The organism is Robiginitalea rubriflava, assembly GCF_052540725.1.
The window spans coordinates 885,644-908,296 of the sequence record NZ_CP199309.1 but is presented as its reverse complement, the minus strand read 5'-3'; the positions used below and the strand labels follow the sequence as shown (position 1 = coordinate 908,296).

19 protein-coding genes are annotated in these 22,653 nt (G+C 47.8%); 13 read left to right on the top strand and 6 right to left on the bottom strand.

The window, feature by feature from the left end; genetic code table 11:
• Genes ACT6NU_RS04225 through hutH form a run of 3 tightly spaced genes read right to left on the bottom strand, consistent with a single transcriptional unit; the run spans nt 1 to nt 4,893 of the window.
• Nucleotides 1–2,022: a urocanate hydratase gene (locus ACT6NU_RS04225; protein ID WP_445383214.1), complete on the bottom strand. Its 2,022-nt coding sequence runs from the start codon at nt 2,020–2,022 to the stop codon at nt 1–3.
• Between the two features lie 4 nt (nt 2,023–2,026).
• Nucleotides 2,027–3,304: an imidazolonepropionase gene (gene hutI / locus ACT6NU_RS04220; protein WP_445383213.1), complete on the bottom strand. Its 1,278-nt coding sequence runs from the start codon at nt 3,302–3,304 to the stop codon at nt 2,027–2,029.
• Between the two features lie 8 nt (nt 3,305–3,312).
• A complete protein-coding gene (gene hutH, locus ACT6NU_RS04215; protein ID WP_445383212.1) occupies nt 3,313–4,893 on the bottom strand; it encodes a histidine ammonia-lyase in 1,581 nt (526 codons plus the stop codon).
• An 80-nt stretch (nt 4,894–4,973) separates the two neighbouring features.
• Between hutH and ACT6NU_RS04210 the strand changes: the two genes are divergently transcribed.
• Nucleotides 4,974–5,873 (top strand): LysR substrate-binding domain-containing protein, encoded by a 900-nt coding sequence (locus tag ACT6NU_RS04210; RefSeq protein ID WP_445383211.1) that lies wholly within the window; start codon nt 4,974–4,976, stop codon nt 5,871–5,873.
• Between the two features lie 9 nt (nt 5,874–5,882).
• Nucleotides 5,883–6,455: a nitroreductase family protein gene (locus ACT6NU_RS04205; RefSeq protein ID WP_445383210.1), complete on the top strand. Its 573-nt coding sequence runs from the start codon at nt 5,883–5,885 to the stop codon at nt 6,453–6,455.
• 1 nt (nt 6,456) lies between these two features.
• On the opposite strand, the gene ACT6NU_RS04200 is transcribed toward ACT6NU_RS04205, so the two are convergent.
• Entirely contained in the window at nt 6,457–6,972 is a 516-nt protein-coding gene (locus tag ACT6NU_RS04200; RefSeq protein ID WP_445383209.1) for a DUF456 domain-containing protein, read from the bottom strand.
• Nucleotides 6,973–7,098: 126 nt separating this feature from the next.
• Between ACT6NU_RS04200 and ACT6NU_RS04195 the strand changes: the two genes are divergently transcribed.
• The 10 genes from ACT6NU_RS04195 (at nt 7,099) to ACT6NU_RS04150 (ending at nt 15,351) form a co-directional block, all read left to right on the top strand.
• Nucleotides 7,099–7,461 (top strand): BlaI/MecI/CopY family transcriptional regulator, encoded by a 363-nt coding sequence (locus ACT6NU_RS04195; protein ID WP_445383208.1) that lies wholly within the window; start codon nt 7,099–7,101, stop codon nt 7,459–7,461.
• The gene (locus tag ACT6NU_RS04190) at nt 7,458–8,906 is read left to right on the top strand and encodes a TonB family protein (protein ID WP_445383207.1); all 1,449 of its coding nucleotides are present in this window, start codon (nt 7,458–7,460) and stop codon (nt 8,904–8,906) included. The genes ACT6NU_RS04195 and ACT6NU_RS04190 overlap by 4 nt, the downstream gene beginning before the upstream one ends.
• Nucleotides 8,907–9,030: 124 nt before the next feature.
• On the top strand, nt 9,031–9,519 hold the full coding sequence (locus ACT6NU_RS04185) for a hypothetical protein (RefSeq protein WP_445383206.1): 489 nt from the start codon (nt 9,031–9,033) through the stop codon (nt 9,517–9,519).
• The gene (ruvC, locus tag ACT6NU_RS04180; protein ID WP_445383205.1) at nt 9,512–10,078 is read left to right on the top strand and encodes a crossover junction endodeoxyribonuclease RuvC; all 567 of its coding nucleotides are present in this window, start codon (nt 9,512–9,514) and stop codon (nt 10,076–10,078) included. Before ACT6NU_RS04185 ends, ruvC begins: the two co-directional genes overlap by 8 nt.
• A gap of 56 nt (nt 10,079–10,134) precedes the next feature.
• The gene (gene hemW / locus ACT6NU_RS04175; protein ID WP_445383204.1) at nt 10,135–11,268 is read left to right on the top strand and encodes a radical SAM family heme chaperone HemW; all 1,134 of its coding nucleotides are present in this window, start codon (nt 10,135–10,137) and stop codon (nt 11,266–11,268) included.
• A gap of 3 nt (nt 11,269–11,271) precedes the next feature.
• Nucleotides 11,272–12,033 carry a cyclase family protein gene (locus tag ACT6NU_RS04170; protein WP_445383203.1) on the top strand — a complete coding sequence of 254 codons (762 nt, stop codon included), beginning with the start codon at nt 11,272–11,274 and terminating at the stop codon, nt 12,031–12,033.
• Nucleotides 12,034–12,148: 115 nt separating this feature from the next.
• Nucleotides 12,149–12,793, top strand: a complete 645-nt coding sequence (locus ACT6NU_RS04165) for a DUF4230 domain-containing protein (RefSeq protein WP_445383202.1) — start codon at nt 12,149–12,151, stop codon at nt 12,791–12,793.
• Nucleotides 12,790–13,209, top strand: a complete 420-nt coding sequence (locus ACT6NU_RS04160) for a Dabb family protein (protein ID WP_445383201.1) — start codon at nt 12,790–12,792, stop codon at nt 13,207–13,209. Before ACT6NU_RS04165 ends, ACT6NU_RS04160 begins: the two co-directional genes overlap by 4 nt.
• A gap of 1 nt (nt 13,210) precedes the next feature.
• Nucleotides 13,211–13,570 carry an MmcQ/YjbR family DNA-binding protein gene (locus tag ACT6NU_RS04155; RefSeq protein ID WP_445383200.1) on the top strand — a complete coding sequence of 120 codons (360 nt, stop codon included), beginning with the start codon at nt 13,211–13,213 and terminating at the stop codon, nt 13,568–13,570.
• Nucleotides 13,567–15,351 (top strand): MutS-related protein, encoded by a 1,785-nt coding sequence (locus ACT6NU_RS04150; RefSeq protein ID WP_445383199.1) that lies wholly within the window; start codon nt 13,567–13,569, stop codon nt 15,349–15,351. The genes ACT6NU_RS04155 and ACT6NU_RS04150 overlap by 4 nt, the downstream gene beginning before the upstream one ends.
• 114 nt (nt 15,352–15,465) lie before the next feature.
• On the opposite strand, the gene ACT6NU_RS04145 is transcribed toward ACT6NU_RS04150, so the two are convergent.
• On the bottom strand, nt 15,466–16,569 hold the full coding sequence (locus tag ACT6NU_RS04145) for a DUF4407 domain-containing protein (RefSeq protein WP_445383198.1): 1,104 nt from the start codon (nt 16,567–16,569) through the stop codon (nt 15,466–15,468).
• A gap of 142 nt (nt 16,570–16,711) precedes the next feature.
• Nucleotides 16,712–18,109, bottom strand: coding sequence for a dipeptidase (locus ACT6NU_RS04140; protein ID WP_445383197.1), 1,398 nt, complete (start codon nt 18,107–18,109; stop codon nt 16,712–16,714).
• A gap of 140 nt (nt 18,110–18,249) precedes the next feature.
• Here ACT6NU_RS04140 and ACT6NU_RS04135 point away from each other — a divergent pair, with 140 nt between their 5' ends.
• A complete protein-coding gene (locus tag ACT6NU_RS04135) occupies nt 18,250–22,641 on the top strand; it encodes a response regulator (RefSeq protein WP_445383196.1) in 4,392 nt (1,463 codons plus the stop codon).
• Nucleotides 22,642–22,653 lie beyond the last annotated feature (12 nt).

Genomic DNA, 22,653 nt, shown 5'->3' with positions numbered 1-22,653 from the left:
CTAAAACAAATCTTTTAAGACCGCATCATCTACCAATTCCGGGAGGGATACTTTTAGTCCTGGACTTCTTTGCATTTCTGTTTTAAGAGCCTGCATGGCTTCGGCATTCCTGGCCCAGCTCCTGCGGGCAATTCCGTTGTTTACATCGTAAAACAGCATGTTCTGCAGTCGGGCTTCGGCCTGATCTGAACCATCGAGGACCAGTCCGAAGCCCCCGTTGATTACTTCCCCCCAACCAACGCCGCCCCCATTGTGGATGGAAACCCAGCTGGCACCACGGAAGCTGTCGCCAATGACATTGTGGATAGCCATGTCTGCCGTAAAACGACTCCCGTCAAAGATATTACTGGTCTCCCGGAAAGGACTGTCTGTTCCGCTAACATCGTGATGGTCACGGCCCAGGATTACAGGTGCTGAGATTTCCCCTGAAGCTATTGCCCTGTTAAAGGCCTTTGCAATGGCAATGCGTCCAAAGGCATCGGCATAAAGGATACGTGCCTGGGAGCCCACAACCAATTCGTTGTCCGCAGCTTCCGAAATCCATTTGATGTTGTCCCTGAGCTGTTGCCGGATCCAGGCGGGGGCTTCCCGCAACTGCTCCTGCATTACCTGTAAGGCCAGATGGTCTGTGAAATCAAGGTCTTCCTTTTTCCCTGAAGAACAAACCCAGCGAAAGGGGCCAAAGCCGTAATCAAAACACAGTGGCCCCAGTATATCCTGCACATATGAGGGGTAACGAAACGCTATCCCGTCAGCTGCCATTACTGCAGCCCCGGCCCGGGATGCTTCCAGTAAAAAGGCATTCCCGTAATCAAAGAAGTACATGCCTTTTGCGGCATGCCGGTTTATAGCCGCAACCTGTCTTTTAAGTGAAGCCCGGACGGCTTCCCTGAACGCTTTGGGGTCTTCCCGCATTAATTCGTTAGCTTCATCATAGGTAAGGCCAGCAGGGTAATACCCACCTGCCCAGGGATTGTGAAGCGAAGTCTGGTCACTTCCCAGGCTTACCTGAATCCCTTCCAGGTCCAATCGCTCCCACAGCTCCACTACGTTCCCGATATAGGCGAGGGAAACATTTTCTTTGCCTGCGATGGCCGACCGGGTCCGTTCTACAAGTGCATCCAGAGAGTCGTATAATTCATCCACCCATCCCTGTTCGTGCCTTTTTCGGGCAGCCATGGGGTTGACCTCTGCGCAGAGGGTGATGCAGCCTGCAATATTTCCAGCCTTGGGCTGGGCACCACTCATCCCTCCAAGGCCAGAGGTAACAAATACTTTCCCTTCCGGGGATTGATCCGGCCCCAGCACTTTTCTAAAGGCATTCAACACGGTAATGGTGGTTCCGTGGACGATACCCTGAGGCCCGATGTACATGTACGAACCGGCAGTCATTTGCCCATACTGGGTTACCCCCAGGGCATTGAACTTTTCCCAGTCGTCCGGTTTGGAATAGTTGGGGATCATCATCCCATTGGTGACCACCACCCGAGGGGCAGCAGCAGAGGAGGGGAAGAGTCCCATAGGGTGCCCTGAATACACATGAAGCGTCTGGGATTCGCTCATCTCAGAAAGGTATTTCATGGTAAGCAGGTACTGGGCCCAATTTTGAAATACGGCCCCATTCCCGCCGTATGTGATGAGTTCCTCTGGGTGTTGCGCAACCTTGGGGTCCAGGTTATTCTGTATCATCAGCATTATGGCAGCAGCAGTCGTATTTTTGGCAGGGTAATCTGAAATTTTCCTGGCGTATATCTCATAAGCGGGTTTAAACCGATACATATAAATCCTGCCATATTGCTCCAACTCCGCTTTAAATTCCAGGGCCAGTTCGGCGTGCCATGCAGGGGGAAAATATCGCAGGGCATTGCGCAGAGCCAGTCTCTTTTCTGTCGGGCTCAGGATATCTTTTCGGTTTGGGGCATGCGAGTATTCGGGATTTCTTTCCCGGTAAGGGGGTAATTCGGATGGGATCCCCTGCAGGATAGCTTCTTTGAATGTTTTTGTACTTGTCTTAGTTTTCATACCGTTAATTGTCTTTTGAAAATACCAGCTGTCCGCTTTTCCAAACCGCTATTGGTTGCATCTGGCCCTGTTGGTACAGGATTTCATTGAAGTTATCTGTGGGGAAGATTACCAGGTCTGCAAGCAGGCCCGTCATGATTTTACCCCGGTCCTTTAAATTGAGGGCTGCCGCTGCCCTGAAGGTAATCCCGGACAAGACTTCTGCATTGGTGATTTTCTCAAAAGCGCCCAGCAGGGAAGCCTGTGTAAGCAAATCCCCCATAGGGGCCGATCCGGGATTAAAATCGCTGGCGATAGCCAGGCAGGCCCCTGCGTCCAGCAGCGCCCTTGCAGGAGTAAAGCCGCAACCCAGGCCAAGCGTGGCTCCGGGCAGGGCGGTAGCGATAACATTGGATCGCGCCAGGGCCTTAATTTCATCTGGCCCGCTTGCTTCCAGGTGGTCAGCACTGAGGGCACCACATTCTATGGCAACCTGGCTTCCCCCAACCGTGAATTGATCTGCATGAACCGTTAACGAAAACCCCATGGATTTTGCCTTTTTGAAATAAGTGATGATTTCCTCCGGACCAAAAGCACCTGCTTCCACAAAGGCATCCAGCCGGGTGCTCAACTTTTCACTGAGAATTTGGGGGAGGAGTTCCTCCAGGATATTCCGCAGATAGGCCGTACTATTTCCCTTAAAATCCCGGGGTAGCGTATGGGCAGCCAGGCAGGTTGGTATAAGGTCTGAGGCATGGGTTTTATCTATGCTGTTTATGGCCCGAAGCATTTTCAATTCCTCAGCCGTAGATAACCCATATCCGCTTTTTACTTCTAAGGTAGTGATGCCCCTCGAGAGAAAGCGATCGCATTGGGATTCCAGCCGGTTCGCCAGAAATGCTTCCGACACCTTCCGGGTTTGGGTAACGGTATCCCATATTCCGCCGCCAGCTGCTGCTATTTCCTGATAACTGCTCCCGCTATTGCGAAGGGCGTAGTCCGAAGCCCGACTCCCTGTAAAACAGCTATGGGTATGGGAGTCTATAAAACCGGGAAGGCACACAGCTGGTTGCTGCAGGCTGTATATGCGGGCCTTTACCTCCTTTGCCTTGACTTGAAGACTGCTGAAATTTGCTACTGCTTCAATTCTGTTATCCTTAATAAGAATCCCAGCATCCGGGATGGGCTGCAATGACTGGTCAGCAACCGGCCCCCTTAGATCCAGGTTGCTCATAGGAAGCAACTGACTAAAAGGCCCCAGAAGGGAATACTTGTTCTCTGATAAATCCGGTTGTGTCTGCATTTCAGGGCTCAGAATTGTTCAAAAATTTCGTTATAAGGGGTTTGCAGGCTTAGTTTTTCCTGTTCGGACAGATCGTTGAGCATATGGATGAGCATCCGGGAACGAATCAGTTCAATCCCCTTCTCTATATCTTTAGAAAAGACCCGGTCTGCAGCCGCAAAGGAAACCCTGGAGCGAACCAGTTGATGGGCTTCTTCCAGGAACCACCCGGATTTGAGGGGTTTCCTGAATTCAAAAGCCTGGGCTGCAGTCAGCAGCTCTATTGCCAGGATTTTTTCGATATTTTCCAGTACCTGCAACGCCTTGCGGCCACTGATGGAACCCATGCTCACATGGTCTTCCTGCCCCATGGAAGTTGGTATACTGTCTGCACTGGCGGGAAAGCATAGGCTTTTATTTTCGCTGGCCAGGGCAGCCGAAGTGTATTGCAGCATCATATAGCCCGAATTGAGCCCCGTATCTTTCATCAGCAGTTTGGGCAGGCCGGTGTTGTTTCCTTCCAGGGCCAGGTAGATCCTGCGGTCTGATATATTCCCGATCTCCGAGCTGGCCAGGCAGGCGTAATCCAGGGCCATGGCAAGGGGTTGTCCGTGGAAGTTTCCACCGCTGATCGTAAGCGCATCATCAATAATAACCGGATTGTCCGTGACAGCGTTCAATTCTATCTCCAGCAATTCCTTCAGGTGTAACCAGGCATTTCGCGAGGCCCCGTGCACCTGTGGAATACAGCGGAGGGAATAGGGGTCCTGAACCCGCTCGCAGTCTATATGTTCTTCCAGGATTTCGGACCCCCTCAGCAATCGGCGAACGCGCTCCGCCACATGCAGGCATCCCTTAAAGGGCCGGAGGTTGTGCAATTCTTCCTGAAAAGGTTTTACCGAACCCTGAAGACCCTCTATCATCATGGCCCCGATGATATCTGCCTGTGCCAGACAGGAGTGCATTTTTTCCAATACTGCAACTGCATACGCTGCTATGAATTGCGTGCCGTTTATCAGGGCAAGGCCTTCCTTAGGCCCGAGGGGAAGGGGTTTTAGCCCGTTTTCTTCCAGTAGGCGGGAAGCAGGGATGCGTTTTCCCTTTACAAACACCTGCCCTTCACCAATCAGTGGAAGAAATAAATGCGCCAGGGGAGCCAGGTCTCCCGAGGCCCCTACAGATCCTTTTTCGGGCACACAGGGAATGGCATCTTCCTCTATATGCCATAAAATACGGTCCAGTGTTTTTTCGGCAATGCCAGAATATCCTTTTGCCAGCGACTGTAATTTCAGGATAAGCATCAATTTGGCGATTTCCTCGGGAATCGGATCACCCACCCCCACGCTGTGGCTTTTAAGGATATTCAGCTGCAATAAGTTCGTATCGGCTGTGCTAATTCGCGTGGTGCATAAAGGGCCAAAGCCGGTATTGATCCCGTATACCGGTTTGCGTTCCCGCACAATGTTGTGCACGATAGCCTCACTTTTGGCCACTTTTTTCCGGGTCTGTTCGGTAAGGACCCCCTTTATTTTTCTCCGGGCCAGGCCCAGTGCGATACCGGCTGTAAGGCTGTCTTCCCCAAAGGCAAAAACGTTGGTTTTGGTTGTCATTGAAAAGGTGCTTGTCAGAATTAAAAATACATATTATGTTTGATAAGTATTGATATTATTTATATCATAAATTGATAACTATGAATTATCAAATAGAACTCCGGCACCTCAGGTATTTTATGGCAGTAGCCCGGGAACTCAATTTTCACAGGGCTGCAGAATCGCTTTATATTTCTCAGCCGGGCCTGAGCCGGCAAATCCAGCAACTGGAGGGTGAATTGGAGACCTCGCTTTTTGATCGGGATAGAAGGAAGGTGCAGCTAACCCCTGCCGGTAAGTACTTTTATGAACAACTCGGCCCGCACATGAACCGCCTGGAGTACATTTTCCGTCAGACCGGCCGGATAGGACAGGGCCTGGCTGGGGAGATCCGGATCGGTTTTCTGGGGTCAGCCATGCAGAAAGTGATCCCGGATTTGTTGCTGGAGTTACGGGACCGATATCCGGAAATACATACAAGCCTGGAGGAATTGTCGAATCGGGCACAGATCAGGGGGCTGCTTGAAGAACGACTGGATCTTGGTTTTGTGCGCCTTTCGGGAGTACCGCCTGGTTTGGAACTGTATCCGGTGGTTCGTGAAACCTTTTCCATTGTGGTGCCCGAAGACCATCCGGTCCGGGAAGAAAATTTTACTTCCATCGGGCAGTTCCGCGAGGAGCCCTTTATTTTTTTCAGCCCCGCCTACAGTCCTGATTACTACCAGACGGTATTGAGTATCTGCGAGGATGCAGGTTTTCAGCCGGAGGTGTCTCACAAATCGGTTCATGCCCATACCATTTTTAAACTGGTGGCGAATAAACTGGGGATTGCCATTGTTCCTACCTCCCTCAGCCAGGGTTTCCGCCTGGCCGTCCGCTGTCTGGAACTCGGTAATATTCCGCAGCGGGCAGTACTATCTGCGGTCTGGAAAAAAGAACACTCCAGCCCAGTGTTGGACCATTGTATTGAGCAGTTAAAAGTTTCACATCAGGCACCTTAAATTGTAGTTTTGAAAAAAAAATTAAGCAACATGATTTCAGAGATTATCAAAACCCGGCGGTCAGTTTATCCGGATCAATATATTCCTAAACCCATCCCAAGGGAACTCCTTCTGGAAGTGCTTGAAGCGGCTAACTGGGCACCTACCCACCGAAAAACAGAACCCTGGCGTTTTAAGGTGCTGCAGGGAGAATCGCAACAACGCCTGGGCCAGTTCCTAAAGGAAAAATACCTGCAAACTGAGCAGCGTCCGAAAAAGATCAAAATCAGGAAACTGGAGGAGAACCCGACCAAAGCCGGGGCCATCATAGCCATTTGCATGCAGCGGGACCCGGAAGGGCGGATCCCGGAATGGGAAGAAATAGCGGCGACTGCCATGGCGGTTCAGAACATGTGGCTCACTTCCCATTCCCTTGGAATAGGAGCCTACTGGAGTTCTCCCGGTCTGATCCGTTTTATGGATGAGTTTTTTGAATTGGCGGAAGGAGAGCGCTGCCTGGGGTTCTTTTATATGGGGTATTATGACGAGGCATTAGCCTCGTGGGAAAGGGGAGCTATTTCGGAAAAAATCAGCTGGGTTTAGATTATTCAAAATAGGGAAAGAGGGTGGCTTTGTGGTCCCATACCTTTAAGATAAAAATCCCTAGATAGACGATACTGACCATAAACTTCAGGAAGGTCCCGGTAAGGAAACCCAAAAATGAACCAAAGGCTGCCTTCAGCGCGGTTTTACGGTCAGACTTGTTGATGATTTCGCCTACGAGAGCCCCTATAAATGGCCAGATAATGACCCCAACAAGACCTAAAACGGGAAAGACAATGGCCACGAGCAATCCAATTACGGTTCCCAGCATTCCTGCCCGGCTTCCCCCGAACTTTCGGGTCCCCAGGGCCGGGATCCAGTAATCCAGGGCTACGACCACCACGGCCACCACAGCAGTGATTCCGATAAGCCACCAGTCATTGGGAACGCCCTGGGTAAGGATCAGCAATAGCAAGCCCAACCAACTGATGGGAGGGCCGGGCAGGACGGGGAGAAAACTTCCGAGTATCCCCACCAGCATACAGGCCAGCCCCAATAATATCAAGAGAATATCCATGGTTAGTGTTTACAAGTAAGTCAGTAAAGTACTAAAAATGTTACATCCAATAGGAAGGTGCTTTTAACTAAAAAATTAGTTTAAACTAAATATTTAGTTATATTTGTTTTGTCAGAATAAAATGTTATGAAGCAATTGACCAAGGCAGAAGAGGAAGTCATGCAGCTCTTGTGGCAACTCGAAAGAACTAATATCGCAGGAATCCTGGAGGAACTGCCAGATCCAAAACCTGCTTACAATACTGTGTCCACCATAGTGCGTATCCTGGAAAGCAAGGGTTTTGTAGACCATGAACAAAAGGGGAAGGGATATCTATATTATCCACTCATTTCCAAAGCAGACTATAGTCAGCAGTCTATAAACAAACTGGTAGACGGGTATTTTCAGGGTAGCTTTAAAAGCCTGGTTTCCTTTTTTATGAAGCGGGAAGACCTTAGCCTGAGGGAATTGGAGGCAGTGTTAGAGGAGATAAAAAGCAAGGAATCATGATGGGGGATATATTAGAGACCATAGGGTTTCAGGCGGCTTTTCTATTGCTTTACCAGTATGGTTTCAGCAGGAATACCTTTTTTACCTGGAACCGTTTATATCTGCTGGGAAGTTGCCTGCTTTCATTTATACTTCCTTTTGCAGTACTGGAACCTATCCGGACTATTCTGCCGGCTCCTGAATTTTTACAGCCTTTTGAGACAGGCTTAATCGTCTTGCCCGAAATTACCCTGAGGGCTACCGGGGAGGAGTTTTCCGGGCTAAATCTCATCCCCTTTTTCTGGGTCTTGGGTACCCTTGTATGTGGAGTGTTTTTTTGCCTGAAACTTTGGCGAATCCTTAGAAAACGCAAGGAGGGGAACCTGATTCCCGGACCTGGCTTTACTTTAATTCGCATAGAGGATAAGCGCTTAGCTTTTTCTTTTTTCAAATGGGTCTTTGTCGGAAGCGGCTTTGAAAAAAAGGAAGAACAGGTACTACTTACTCATGAAGGGGTACATGTGCGGCAGTGGCACAGCCTGGATATTTTGTTATTGGAATTGCTCCGGATCGTCTTTTGGTTCAACCCACTGCTATGGCTTTACCAGCGCAAGCTCAGTGAAATACACGAATTCCTTGCCGATCGGGCCAGCATAAAAAACGGCAGGAAGCAATACTATCAGCAAATGTTGTCACAGGTTTTTCAGGTAAAGTCCCTGGAGTTGGTAAACCCATTTTATAAGAATTCATCAATCAAAAAACGAATCGTCATGTCATCAAAACAAAACAGTCACAACCGCTTAAAACTAAATTATTTGATTTTACTTCCGGTCCTTGCAGGGATGCTGGTTTATGTTTCCTGTATGGAGCAGCCTAAAGAAGACCCTTCAGTGGAAGACCTTGTAGAAGAAATTGCAACCGCTTCAGAATATGAGCAAATTCAGGAGAAGGTTAGGAATTCCGATATGACTACTGAGAATAAAGAAAAAGTAATGCGTCTGATAGAAGAAGCCCGGCAGGCAGAAGCATCCAATACTGCCAAAAGCGGGTCTACGGATATTATTTTCCTGGAAAACCAAAAGGAAAACAATTCTTCCGTTATCGACAACCAAACCGGAGAAGCCGTTCCCTTTGCCGTAATTGATGAAGTACCGGTGTTTCCGGGATGCGAGGAGGCCGAAGATAAGAGGGCTTGTTTCAATGAGAAGATCATGGAGCACATCATGAAACATTTCAGTTATCCCGAGGAAGCAGAGGAAAAGGGCATTGAAGGACGGGTTGTAGTGATGTTTACAATAGGAAAAGACGGGCAAATCAGGGATATTAAAAAAAGGGGACCGGACCCCCTCCTTGAAGCCGAGGTAGACCGGATTATTTCCACCCTTCCCAAAATGCAGGCTGGGCGCCAGAATGGTCGGGCAGTTGATGTTCCTTTTTCAGTCCCGATAACCTTTAAGCTCGACTAAGACGGGAATAACTATCATGACCCTATCTCCTTAATTTAATCGTTGTATCCGGAAGGCCTTTAAGAGGTACTTACGTCAGGCATTCTTCAAAAAAATCGTAATTTCCCGCCGATTAGCTTTAACCATGTACAGCAGGTCCGGGACCCTTTTACTAGCATTGATATTTTTGCTCTGCGGATGCCAGTGGTTGCCTTCCCGTGAGAAGCGGACCCAAAAACTGGTTGACCAGGAACTGGCTGCCATCAACTGGAATGAGGTGGATCAGTTTCCTTTATTTGAAGCCTGTGATGAAAGCGTTTCAAAAGAAGAGCAACGCCAGTGTTTTGAAAAGACACTGCTGATGCATTTTTCCATGACCCTGCAGGATTTTGAGTTCCAAACCGAGCAGTCACTCAAAGACACCCTGTTTATCGATTTTATGATCGACAACCAGGGGACCATTACGATTCTCGAAATGGAAGAAAATGCAGCCATCCGAAATGAAAATCCGGAGTTTGAAGGGATCGTATCGAGAAGCCTTAAAAGTCTTCCCAGAATACAACCGGCACTCAAGAGGGGGATTCCGGTAGCTACCCAATTCAGAATTCCTTTAGTGATACGAACAGATGAATAAGCAACAGCCCAGTGAGCAGATTATTTTAGGAATCGATCCCGGTACTACCATTATGGGATTTGGTATTATCAGCGTTGTTGGCAAGCAGATGGAATTTGTCCAGATGAACGAATTGCTGCTGCGCAAATACGAAGACCCCTTTACAAAATTAAAACTCATTTTTGACCGCACCCTGGAGCTGATAGACACCTATCACCCCGATGAAATAGCCATTGAAGCTCCCTTTTATGGAAAAAATGTTCAGTCTATGCTCAAGCTGGGGAGGGCACAGGGGGTGGCCATGGCTGCAGGTCTGTCCCGGCAGGTGCCCATCACGGAATATTTGCCGAAAAAGATTAAGATGGCCATTACGGGTAATGGCAACGCCAGCAAAGAACAGGTTGCGCGCATGCTGCAGTCGGTTTTGGGCTTAAAAACACTGCCAAAAAACCTGGACAGCACAGACGGCCTGGCCGCAGCTGTATGCCATTTTTACAATCAGGGGAACCCTACTATCGGAAAAAAATACACAGGCTGGGAGGCCTTTGTCCGGCAGAATGAGGAGCGGATGAAAAAGTAATTTGTAAATTCCATCATCCTCTCGGTCCAGCGGACCCCACTTCAGGATGAAACCATATGAGCGGCATTTATCTCCATATTCCATTTTGCAAGCAGGCCTGTCATTATTGCGACTTTCATTTTTCGACCTCCCTGAAACATCGCCAGCCACTTCTCGAGGCCATGAAACAGGAATTGCAAATGCAAAAAGAGGCCGGATGGCAGCAAACGGTTGAAACCATCTATTTTGGCGGGGGTACCCCCTCCCTGTTATCGGTTCGGGAAATAGAAGAATTTATTGAGTTGATATCCAGTATTTTTAAGGTTGTTCCGGAGCCGGAAATTACCCTGGAGGCCAATCCGGACGACCTCAAACCGGATATTATAAAACAACTGGCAGCCAGCTCGGTTAACCGGCTTAGCATAGGGGTGCAAAGCTTTGATGAAAAGGAACTCCGCTGGATGAACCGGGCCCATACCCACAAAGAGGCGCTGGAATCCCTGAAAGGAATACAGCAGCATTTCCCGAATTATTCCCTGGATCTGATCTATGGTGTCCCGGGCAGTAATTTGGATATTTGGGAGGCAAACCTGAAGCAGGCCCTGGAATTCAACCCACCCCACATTTCTTCCTATGCCCTGACCGTGGAACCGGGTACGGCCCTGAAGTCCTTTATCGAAAAGGGGGTGAGCCCGGATGTGGACGAGGCTTTTTGCGAAGATTCCTTTCAAATGCTGGTTACTGTCCTTGAGTCAGAAGGTTTTGAGCACTATGAGATCAGCAATTTTGGAAAACCGGGATTTTTCTCGAAAAATAATACAGCGTACTGGAAAGGAAAGCCGTATCTGGGGATAGGCCCATCGGCCCATTCCTTTGACGGGCGGAGAAGGATGTGGAATATTTCGAACAATATCCGGTACACCAAAGCGATTGCTGTGGGCAAGCCGCTTCGTGAAATTGAAACCCTCAGCCAAAGAGACCGTTACAATGAGCTGGTTATGATGGGGCTGCGTACACAGTGGGGCGTTTCCCTGCAGCAGATACAGCAAACATTCGGCCCTACCTATAAAGCCTATCTGATGAAACAGGCACAGCAATATCTGGATGAGCACCTGTTGTTTATGGATGGGAAAAGGCTGTACACCACCCGTAAAGGTAAATTCCTGGCCGATGGCATTGCAAGTGATTTATTTATGGTTAATTTAAAATAAAAAATGAGCCCGGAGCGCCTTTCTTTTACGTATCAGCAGACCGAATACCTGGCAGATCTGTCTTCTGGGGTAGACCTTTCAATCCCCGTTCAGAGCGGGAGGCAGGGCCTGACTGCCTGGGGGGCAGTGCCGGCGCGGATAGAACCCCACAGGGAAGGCGATTTTGTCGGTAGCATCCGCCATGGGGCAGCGGTAAATTTCAACGATATTGCTTTTAACCCGCATGCGCATACCACGCATACCGAATGTCTGGGGCATATACGGGAAACATCCGAATCTGTCTATGCAGTTCCGCCTCCTTCCCTGATGCTGGTCGCACTTATAAGTGTGGAACCGGAAAACCGGGAGGCCGACCGCCTGATCAGTCGCAAACAGATCGAGGCGGTTGCAAAATATAAGGGTGTGGCGGCCCTTATAATACGAACGCTTCCCAACAGCCCTGCAAAGAAATCCCTTGATTATTCCGGGAGCAACCCTGCTTACCTGGAAGCGGATGCAGCCGCCTGGATCCGGGAACTGGGGGTGGAACATTTACTGATAGACCTTCCTTCTGTAGACCGGGAGCAGGATGGGGGTGCCCTTGCAGCACATAAGGCATTTTGGGGAATTCCCGATGCCCCGAGGGTACAGGCAACCATAACCGAATTCGTGTTTGTGCCCGACTCGGTACAGGACGGGCTGTATTTACTGAACCTGCAAATGGCAGCCTTTGAAAACGACGCCTGCCCCAGCAGGCCTGTTTTGTTCCCAATCAGACAAAAATGACGAATTTAGAGGCAAAAGGAATTAAGGGATAGATAAGCAGGGTTTAAGCTGATCTTATGGTCGGTTTAATAGCAAAATAAAGAACAAAAGTTGAAACAATAAGAGAGGAGCTATAATGATGGATATATTGGAACTTTTTCTGGGCTTGCTGGCCGGGGCTGTACTCATGTACTGGATCTATAGCTTTTTTACCCGAAAACGATCCCGTGAGATCACTACCCACCAATCTACCGTTTTGCTCGAGAAAATCCGGGCGGTTTGCAAGCTGATTTCTGTTGAGGGGGATTTTGCCGAAATCTACCGTTACGAGAACAGGCGGGATCACTTTATGAAATTATTCAGCAGCAAAAAGAAAGCCCTGATAGTGATCAATGCCCGGGCACATATCGGCTATGATTTTAAAAAACTTCAAATAAGTTCGGATCCGGAACGCAAGACGATTTTCCTGACCCATTTTCCGGAACCCGAAATACTATCCATAGAGCCTGAGCTGGAATTCTACGATATTAAAAACGGCCTCTTTAATGCCTTTACCCCTGAGGATATGACCAGCCTCAACAAGGAAGCGAAATCCCATATACGGGATAAAATCCCGGAAAGCGGACTAATGGAAAGTGCACGGAAGGAAGCCCTGGAAGCGGTATTGCTTATCGAAAAAATAGTAGAAACCATTGGCTGGAAATTGAATTACGAGGCACTTTCTCTTGAGGAGCATCAACTGAAAATCGACAAAACAAAATCCAAAGAAAGACCGGAATGAAAAGACTTTTCACTACCATCCTGCTACTATTCCTCATGACTGCTGCCCAGGGGGTAACCGCACAGGAAAATAAAGCGGTTCTGGAGTTCAACCCTGCTTTTTCACACACCGTTTATTTCTGGCTGCATCACCCGGATAAGCCAGAAGACCGGGCCAGATTTGAGAATGCCCTGCGGAGTTTTCTGACTGAATCCAGATATGCCCGCACAAAATTTATTGGAACTCCTCCAAAGGCAAGCCGTGAGGTGGTGGACGATTCTTTTACCTATGCCCTTATCCTGAGTTTTGAATCTGCAGCAGACCAGGAGGCCTATCAGCAGGAGGAGGTACATTTAAAATTTATAGAAGAGGCCGGTCCGCTTTGGAAGAAAGTAGTGGTCTATGATGCCACAGGATTGGAAAAATTACCCGACTAGCATGCATATTGATCAGTTCAGGGAGTATTGTTTATCAAAAAAGGGCGTTACGGAAGGCTTTCCTTTTGATGAGGTCACTCTGGTCTTTAAAGTGATGAATAAGATGTTTGCCCTGGCCTCCCTGGATGCCATTCCGCCAAAGGTCAGCTTAAAATGCGAACCGGAAAGGGCTATTGAGTTGCGTGAGCAGTTTGACGGCCGGGTCATTCCAGGCTATCACTTAAACAAGCAACACTGGAACACTATTTTTATGGAACAGATCCCGGCAAAACTTTTGCTGGAACTAACCGACCATTCCTATGAACTGATTGTAGCCTCCCTCCCAAAGAAGGTACAGCAAACCCTCAGCGAACTCTTGTGAATTCCCCCGAAGCCACCTACCAAAAAAGGGTATCGAACCTGGAGCTGTCCTTAAGCCTTCAGAAAAGGCGTATACAGCTCTCTTCCCTCATGCGGCTGTTGGTATTTGGGGTTTTGGCCGGATGCCTGTATTATGCCTTTGCTGAGTCCCAGGGTTATTTGCTGGGAGTCGTTGTTCTTTTGGCCCTTTTTCTGTTCCTGGTCTCCCGGCATCAGGAATTAAAATACCAATGGGATAAAACCAGGCATTTGATCGACCTGAATAAAACGGAGCTGGAGGTCCTGCAAGGCAATTTCTCCCATTTGCCAGATGGAATGGAATTTCGGGATATCACCCATGGATACAGCGAAGATCTTGACCTTTTCGGTAAGGGTTCCTTTTTTCAATACATCAACCGAACGGGCCTGGAATCGGGTAAGAAAGAATTAGCCCGGCGCCTCACATCGAATGATATCACAAAAATATCCTGGAAACAGGCTGCCATACAGGAACTCGCAGGGCAAATGGAATGGCGGCAGGAATACACGGTTACTTCCGAGTTGCTAAAGTCTGAAATGCCCTTTACTACCATAGCCGAATGGTTTAAAGGGTATCAGGCCTTTATCCCGTCCAGGATCCGCTGGCTTCCTCTGATATACAGCAGCGTATCCATCCTGGTTTCGATAATGCTCCTGCTTGGGTTTATCTCATTTTGGTGGCTGGTGCTGCTTTTTTTTGGCGGCCTGCTGCTAAACCTGCCCTATTTGAAAAGGATACAACGGCTCTCCGGGCAAACGGCAAAAATTCAGAATACCTTCCTGCAGCTGAAGTGGCTGGTTGCCCTTGTGGAATCTATGGAATACGAGTCTGCATTACTTGCAGAAGAACAGCAAAAGATGCAGCATGATCAAAATAAAGTTTCAAAAATCTTAAGAGAATTTGACCGGCTCCTTGCGGCCCTTGATCAGCGAAATAACCTCCTGGTCGCGGTTATTGGCAATGGTTTTTTCCTTTGGGATTTACGGCAGGTTTGGGCCATAGAGAAATGGATAGCGAATTACGGAAAACACGTGCCTGTTTGGTTCAGCGGTCTCGCCGCTTTTGATGCCTGGAACAGTCAGGCAAATTTTGCCTACAACCATCCTGCTTTTTCTTTTCCGGAGCCAAAGGAAAACGGACTGGCTATGAAGGTTGAAGGCTTGGCCCATCCATTACTGCCCGAAACTTCCAGGGTAGCCAATGATCTGAATATCGGGCAGGAGACATTTTTTATCATCACCGGGGCAAACATGGCCGGGAAAAGCACTTTTTTAAGGACCCTTGGGCTGGCCCTGCTAATGGCGAATACCGGGCTTCCGGTATGTGCCGCTACTATGCAATACAAGCCCATCCCGCTTATCAGTTCCATGCGGACTACCGACTCACTAAGCAGGAGCGAGTCCTACTTTTTTGCTGAACTCAAAAGATTGAAACAAATTGTGCAGGCCCTGGAAAGCAGGCCTTATTTTGTGATTCTGGACGAGATCCTAAAGGGCACCAACAGCAAGGATAAAGCCGCTGGTTCCAGGCAATTTGTCAAACGTCTTCTCAAACTGAAGGCTGTTGGGGTAATTGCAACACATGACCTCAGTTTGTGCGAGTTGGCGGATGAAATGCCACAGGTGGAAAACTACTTCTTTGATGTGCAGATCCGGGAAGGAGAACTCTTTTTTGATTACCGTTTGCACCAGGGGATTTGTACCAATATGAACGCCTCCTATCTCTTGCGGAAAATGGGGATTATTTCCGACGATAAAACCTGAATGGTTTAAGCCGGTTTTCCAATAAGTTGGCAAGGATCTGTGCTTGCTCGTTGCAGATTGGAACGGTATTTTAGTAACAGGGGGTTTAGGGGGTGCCCCAAAGGAAATGCGGTTTTATGAAATGCCCTTTATCTGAGCTTGCTGAAAACGATCTGCCTGCAACCGCAATAACTCTTCAGCCTTTTGTTTTTTGTAGGCATATACTGCTTCCTCTTCGGCGATTTCTCCGTATATCCTTTCGTTCAGGATGCGATCCGTTTCCGTGATCCGCCTGCGCTGGTCCACCTTTTGAGTGACCCATTCGGCAATGGTAGATTCTTCATCCTGTAGTTTCAAATCATAAGGGCCTTTAGGGCTCATGAGTTTTACCAGGATAGGCGCGGTTTCAATGGCCAGGAACAATAAAAAGATAAAAAAACTGGGAAACCAGGCCAGTTCCCCCAGCGCATTGATGCGGGCCATCAGCCCGTCAAAACCATCTATAATGGGTTGTGAATTCTTTACCGCGGCTTCATAGCTGGTTTCAAGGCCCGCTATTTCGGTCTCTACAGCCGCAATTTTTGCATTGTTCTGTTCACGCAAGGCTAGCAGTTCGGACAGGGAAGCATCGTGTTTCTCCCTTTTTTCCTTATAAACGGGCCCCTTGCCAATAAGCAGGGTTCCCTCACGCCCTTCTGCCTCCGCAATATAGGTGCTGTACAAAGCATTGGTTTCTGCCTCTTTCTCCGTAATCTCTCTTTTGAGGCCATCTATTTCGGCCTGCTTCTCGGCAATTTCAGGTGTGAACTGTAAAGCTATTTGATCCTGGTTTGCCAGGGTCATTTCATTTTTTTGTTCCAGCAGGACCTGATTGATCTCCTTTTCAAAAATTTTGAGTTCCAGGGGTTTTGAGATGACCACTGCGATGATCAGGGCCAGTACAATCCTGGGGCAGGCTTGTAAAAGCTCTTTCCAGAATTTGTCCCGTTTTCGCATGGTCGAGACAATATAGCGGTCCAAATTAAAGATCAGTAAGCCCCAGACCAAGCCAAAAGGCAAAGCCAGCCAAACATTGTCAAAAACGGTGTAAAGGGCATAACCGCTGGCAATAAAGGCCATTACTGCGGTAAAAAAGACTGTGGCGCCAATCCCGGCGTATTTATTTTTTTCCCCTTCAGAGCAGGAATCCAGGATCGCCCTGTCCGCCCCGGAACAGAGGATAAAAAAGCTGCGTATCATAATAGTGTTCTTTGTTGATGTACCTATTAGAACGCAGCCTTGTGGTTTTTGTTACTCAAATTTCGAAAGAAATTTTACATCCCTTCTCAGGGGAGAACCTTTATTTGAAAAAAGCTTGGAGTAAATTCAGTTATTAATTCAATCAGTTCTCCAGAGCCTTCAAGCGTGTAAAAGACTGGTAAAAATAAGGGATGGTTTCTATACCCTTGAGATAATTCCATACCCCGAAATGTTCATTGGGTGAATGGATGGCATCACTGTCCAGCCCAAATCCCATCAGGATGGTTTTGCTGTTCAATTCATTCTCAAAAAGGGATACAATGGGTATACTCCCGCCACTGCGTTGGGGCACCGGGGTTTTTCCGAAGGTTTTCTCATACGCTTCACTGGCTGCCTGGTACCCGATATGGTCTATCGGGGTGACGTATCCCTGCCCGCCATGATGCGGTCTTACGCTCACCCGAACGCCTTCCGGCGCAATTGCTTCAAAGTGCTTGCAGAATAATTCCGTTATTTCTTTCCAGTCCTGGTTGGGGACCAGTCGCATGGAAATCTTGGCATGCGCCTGGGAAGGGATCACAGTTTTTGCTCCTTCCCCTGTATATCCTCCCCAGATCCCATTTACATCCAGGGTCGGGCGTATTGCGTTTCGCTCGTTGGTAACATAACCTATTTCGCCATGAACGGCATTTATATCCAAAGATTTCTTGTAGGCATCCAGATCAAAAGGGGCCTCCGCCATCAGCTTCCTTTCTTCATCGCTGAGTTCAATGACTTTGTCGTAAAAACCAGGGATGGTAATGTGGTTGTTTTCATCGTGCAGGGAGGCGATCATTTTAGCCAGGATATTTATGGGGTTGGCTACCGCCCCACCGTATAAACCGGAATGTAAATCCCGATTGGGCCCGGTAACGGTTACCTCCACATAGCTCAGCCCACGCAGCCCGGTGGTAATGGACGGGATCTCGTTTGAAATCATCCCGGTATCTGAAATAAGGATGATATCGTTGGATAACTTTTCGCGGTTGGACCTGACGAATTCAACCAGGCTGTTACTACCCACTTCTTCCTCTCCTTCTATCATAAACTTTACGTTACATGGAAGCTGGTTTTGGCGCACCATAAATTCAAAGGCCTTTACATGCATATACATCTGGCCCTTATCATCACAGGCGCCCCTTGCAAAAATCGCTCCTTCCGGATGGATTTCCGTCTGCTGAATAACCGGCTCAAAAGGAGGGGAGTTCCAGAGGTTCAGCGGGTCTGGCGGCTGTACGTCGTAATGCCCGTAGACCAATACGGTCGGGAGGGATGGATCTTTTATTTTTTCACCATATACTATGGGGTAGCCCTCGGTTTCACAGATCTCCACTTTATCGCAACCGGCGTCTGCCAAGGCCTTGTAAACGGCGTCTGCGGTATCCAGCACATCCTGGGAAAAAGCCGGGTCTGCGCTAACGGAGGGGATTTTCAGAAGATCTATAAGCTCATTGATCAATCGTTCTTTGTGCTCAGATAGATACGCCTGTATGTCTTCCATGAAAAAAGTTTTGCAAAAATCAAACATACAAAAAAGAACTATTTCCGCAGGCATTAAAACAAATCTGCCGGGTGTATTGCTTTTTTTGTATTTTTAGTAACAGCAGGTCATCTCCCCAGGCCTTAATAATACCAACCAACATGCAAAAACAACCTTTCCTCTCCTCGGCAGTACATAACTGTGCGCTGTTGTTAGTCTTCTGTCTCTTATTTGCGCCCCTCAACGCCCAGGAACAGATTGGCAGGCCGCTGATCAATAATTATGCCTACCGGGATTATGAGGGGGCTCCCATTAATTGGTGGGCTCTGGAAGACGAAGACGGTATCATGTATTTTGCCAATAACGCTGGCATACTTCAATATGATGGGGTTAACTGGAGGAACATAGAATTACCCGTGGGCGGAACGCGTTGCCTGACAAAGGATGATAAAGGTACCATATATGTAGGTAGTAATGGGGAATTTGGCTATCTCGAACCCAACGAGGTTGGGGAATTGAAATATGTGTCACTCGTCGACAAAATCCCCGAGGAACATCGTGTTTTCAGTGATGTTTGGGAGGTGGATTATTTTAAAGGCCGCGTAATCTTCAGAACTCAATTCAAACTCTATTGTTGGGATGGCTCCACCATGAAAGTGATTACATCCGAACAGGGATACCATGTGGGGGCAATTGTACGCGATACGTATTACCTCAGGATATGGGGTCGCGGACTATGCTATCTCACAGAAGAAGATACTTTCGAATTAGTTCCCGAAGGAGAACAATTTGCAAATGAAAGGATCTATGTTATCCTGCCTTATGATGAAAACAATATACTGATTGGCACAAGGAACTTGGGGTATTTTCTATTTGACGGAAATACGTTTACGCCATTTGATACGGAAGTGGACGAGTACACCAAAGGAGATATTTACCTGCCCGGAGTGGCCATGGATGATGGTCGTTTTGTGATTAATTCCTTTAGTGATGGTGCCTTTCTGATGGGGCATGATGGCCGGCTGATTCAAAAATACACAGTGGAAAACGGCCTTCAGGATGGGGCTGTGGACTATACCTATGTTGATTCCAGGGGAATACTCTGGCTGGCCTTATTCAATGGGATTTCAAGCGTAAACCTTAAAAACAATTTTACATTCCTTGATAAGAACATGGGATTACCAACTAATGTGGTATTCTCGGTTTACAGGTTTAAGGACATACTTTATCTAAGCACAAATGACGGGATAGCCTATCTGGATGAGGAGAATAAACGAATTATACCTATTGAGGGAACCTTTGGGCAAGGTGGTAACTTTGTGGAATTCAAGGATCGTTTGTTTGTTGGGACAGGGGATATGGGGTTACTGGAAATAAAGGACAAACGATTCGAATATGTTCGACAAAGCCGTAATTATGATCTAAGAGTTGGCAATATTTATCAATCCAAAATTGATGAAAACAGAATTATTGTTCCTCATCAACAAGGGATAGCCTTTTTTTATTTCGATACCCAAGCCAATAATTTTGTGTTGGAACATAATATAGAGGGATATTCCTTTAGCGGGGGAGCAGATGTTATAGCTGAGCGCGAAGACGGAAACATCTGGCTTAACAGCGATGAAAAGGGCGTGGTATTGTTGTTAAAACTTAATTATAAGGACGATAAAATTATCCCGGAAGCTGTGGAGGAGATTGTATATGGTGAGGACAAGGGGTTGCCGGACTATCGAATTTACTTTTCCGATATCGACGGGGAAATCCATTTTTATTCAACGAGGGAAGGAAAAGGCACTTATATATTCAATCAGGAGGAGGATAGGTTTGAAAAAGCGAAGTTTTTTTATAATGACCTCATTAATTGGGAGCGTGGCGGGACCTGGACTCCTTTTACTGCAAAAGATAGTGAGGGGCGTACCTGGCTCAATAAAGGATCTGGTGTTTTCTTTGCACAAAAAGATTCAGCCGGAAAATGGGTAGTAAATACTGAAGTCTTCCGTGAATTGAAGAACTATATTCTTTGGGACATTTATCCCGAAGATCCTGCTCCGGATGGAACTCAGGTAGTTTGGATATCCGGGCCCGACGGGGTTGTTCGATATGAGGGAAAATTAGAGGATCCTTCCAACCCAAATTTTGAAGTGAAAATCCGGAACCTTTCCGTTTCCGGCGACTCTTTGCTATACGCGGGGAATATTGATTTCCCGGAAAATTTTGAAATACCTTACGAAAGTAACTCAGTTTCCCTGAGCTATGCAGCACCCTTCTACATCGGACAAAAGGAAATGCAGTACAGTACCCAGCTTCAGGGGATTGACGACGACTGGTCTGACTGGACAAAACAGACTACCAGGGAATACATAAATCTGCCTTTTGGGAATTACACCTTTAAGGTAAAGGCGCAGAACATATATGGGGACATTAGTACAGAAAGTTCTGTCTCCTTTAAAATTTCAACTCCCTGGTACCGTACCTGGTGGGCCTATATGCTTTACCTTTTGTTGTTTATGGCCATCGTCTATTTTGTGGTAAAGGTCCGGACCGGGCTTTTGATCGCCCAACGCGAGATGCTGGAGGATAAAGTAGAGCTCCGTACCCGTGAAGTACAACAGCGCCTGAATGAACTGGCCACGGTAAATTCCGTCAGCCAGGCCCTGAACGATAAATTGGAACTGGACAAACTGATCAATCTGGTGGGAGACAAGATGAAGGAGGTCTTTAAATCAGACATTACCTATCTGGCCATTCTGGACAAGGAAACGAACATTATCAATTTTCCCTATCAGGACGGGGATAATATGCCTCCCATGAAATTAGGGGAAGGGCTTACCTCTCGCATCATACAAACCGGGGAACCTCTTTTGATCAACAGAGACAAGGATATAGTAGCCGAATATGACAAATACGGCTTAAAGCAAACCGGGAAACAGGCCGTTTCCTACCTGGGGGTTCCCATCTCTGTTGAGGATGATATTATTGGCGTCCTCAGTGTGCAGAGCATGACACAGGAAGGACGCTTTAACGAAGAGGACAAGAACCTGCTGGGCACTATCGCCATAAATGTGGGGGTGGCCCTGCACAATGCGGAACTCTATGAAGAAGCCAAAGAAGCCAAGGCCCGGGCAGAAGATGCCAACGAGGCAAAAAGTGCTTTCCTCTCTACAGTAAGCCATGAGTTGCGAACACCCCTCACTTCTGTGCTGGGCTTCGCCAAAATTATCCGCAAACGGTTGGAAGACAAAATTTTCCCGGTGGTGAGCGTTAATGACCAGAAGATCAAGAAGACCATGAAACAGGTAAGCGAAAACCTGGAAGTGGTGGTCTCGGAAGGAGAGCGGCTTACCAGCCTGATAAACGACGTGCTGGATCTGGCGAAGATCGAATCCGGGCGGATGGACTGGAACATGAAACCCATTTTTATTCAGGATATCCTGAGCAGGGCTATGTCGGCCACCTCTTCCCTGTTCGAGAACAAGAAGCTGGCGCTTAAGAAAAAAATACCCAAGGACCTGCCCCTGATCAGCGGGGATGAGGATAAACTGATTCAGGTGGTTATCAACCTCCTCTCAAATGCCGTCAAATTTACGGAAAAGGGGACGGTTACTATTGAGGCCTACCAGGATAAGGGGCAAATCATCGTTGAGGTTCAGGATACCGGTATCGGTATTGCTGAGACAGACAAGCATAAGGTATTCGAGCGCTTCCGGCAGGCCGGCGACACCCTAACAGATAAGCCCCAGGGAACCGGGCTGGGACTTCCCATTTGCAGGGAAATCATAGAGCATCACGGCGGGATTATCTGGATGAATAGTGAATTGAATGTAGGCAGTACCTTCTTTTTCTCTGTCCCGACACTGGGCGAAAGCAATGAGCAACCCATCCAACTGGAGCGCATCCTGAAGAGCCTGAAAAAGCAGATAAAACACAGTTCCAAAAAGACCCTGGAGGACATCCCTACTATCCTGGTGGTTGATGATGACACCCCCATCCGTTCCCTGCTGCGGCAGGAGCTCTCAGATGCAGGGTACAACGTAAAGGAAGCTGCAGACGGGAAGGCAGCCCTGGATATGGTAAGGGTCAGCAAACCCGACCTGATTATACTGGATGTGATGATGCCCGAAATCAATGGCTTTGATGTTGCTGCCGTTCTGAAAAACGACCCGGCCACCATGGATATCCCCATCATAATCCTCTCCATTGTACAGGATAAGGAACGCGGCCTCAGGATTGGGGTAGACCGCTACCTGACCAAGCCCATCGATACCGAGAAGCTTTTTCACGAAGTGGATGAACTCTTGGAGCAGGGGGTTTCCAAAAAAAGGGTATTGGTGGTGGACGAAGACGCCTCTACCGTTAAATCGCTAACAGATGTGCTTACGGCACGGGGATACAAGGTGGTTGAAGCCAATCCCGACAAGTTGCTGGAAACGGCTTCCGAAATCAAACCGGATATCATTATGCTGAACTCCCTGCACGAAAACGGAGACAAATCCATCAAGGAACTCAAATTCCAGAAGGGGATGGAAAATGTGATGTTTTTTGTTTACCAGTAGCCTAGTATTCAT

What these genes read in the sequence shown, in the direction of transcription:
- ACT6NU_RS04225 (WP_445383214.1), bottom strand. Translation starts at nt 2,022, where the DNA reads ATGAAAACTAAGACAAGTACAAAAACATTCAAAGAAGCTATCCTGCAG.
- hutI (WP_445383213.1), bottom strand. Translation starts at nt 3,304, where the DNA reads ATGCAGACACAACCGGATTTATCAGAGAACAAGTATTCCCTTCTGGGG.
- hutH (WP_445383212.1), bottom strand. Translation starts at nt 4,893, where the DNA reads ATGACAACCAAAACCAACGTTTTTGCCTTTGGGGAAGACAGCCTTACA.
- ACT6NU_RS04210 (WP_445383211.1), top strand. Translation starts at nt 4,974, where the DNA reads ATGAATTATCAAATAGAACTCCGGCACCTCAGGTATTTTATGGCAGTA.
- ACT6NU_RS04200 (WP_445383209.1), bottom strand. Translation starts at nt 6,972, where the DNA reads ATGGATATTCTCTTGATATTATTGGGGCTGGCCTGTATGCTGGTGGGG.
- ACT6NU_RS04195 (WP_445383208.1), top strand. Translation starts at nt 7,099, where the DNA reads ATGAAGCAATTGACCAAGGCAGAAGAGGAAGTCATGCAGCTCTTGTGG.
- ACT6NU_RS04190 (WP_445383207.1), top strand. Translation starts at nt 7,458, where the DNA reads ATGATGGGGGATATATTAGAGACCATAGGGTTTCAGGCGGCTTTTCTA.
- ACT6NU_RS04185 (WP_445383206.1), top strand. Translation starts at nt 9,031, where the DNA reads ATGTACAGCAGGTCCGGGACCCTTTTACTAGCATTGATATTTTTGCTC.
- ruvC (WP_445383205.1), top strand. Translation starts at nt 9,512, where the DNA reads ATGAATAAGCAACAGCCCAGTGAGCAGATTATTTTAGGAATCGATCCC.
- hemW (WP_445383204.1), top strand. Translation starts at nt 10,135, where the DNA reads ATGAGCGGCATTTATCTCCATATTCCATTTTGCAAGCAGGCCTGTCAT.
- ACT6NU_RS04170 (WP_445383203.1), top strand. Translation starts at nt 11,272, where the DNA reads ATGAGCCCGGAGCGCCTTTCTTTTACGTATCAGCAGACCGAATACCTG.
- ACT6NU_RS04165 (WP_445383202.1), top strand. Translation starts at nt 12,149, where the DNA reads ATGATGGATATATTGGAACTTTTTCTGGGCTTGCTGGCCGGGGCTGTA.
- ACT6NU_RS04160 (WP_445383201.1), top strand. Translation starts at nt 12,790, where the DNA reads ATGAAAAGACTTTTCACTACCATCCTGCTACTATTCCTCATGACTGCT.
- ACT6NU_RS04155 (WP_445383200.1), top strand. Translation starts at nt 13,211, where the DNA reads ATGCATATTGATCAGTTCAGGGAGTATTGTTTATCAAAAAAGGGCGTT.
- ACT6NU_RS04145 (WP_445383198.1), bottom strand. Translation starts at nt 16,569, where the DNA reads ATGATACGCAGCTTTTTTATCCTCTGTTCCGGGGCGGACAGGGCGATC.
- ACT6NU_RS04140 (WP_445383197.1), bottom strand. Translation starts at nt 18,109, where the DNA reads ATGGAAGACATACAGGCGTATCTATCTGAGCACAAAGAACGATTGATC.
- ACT6NU_RS04135 (WP_445383196.1), top strand. Translation starts at nt 18,250, where the DNA reads ATGCAAAAACAACCTTTCCTCTCCTCGGCAGTACATAACTGTGCGCTG.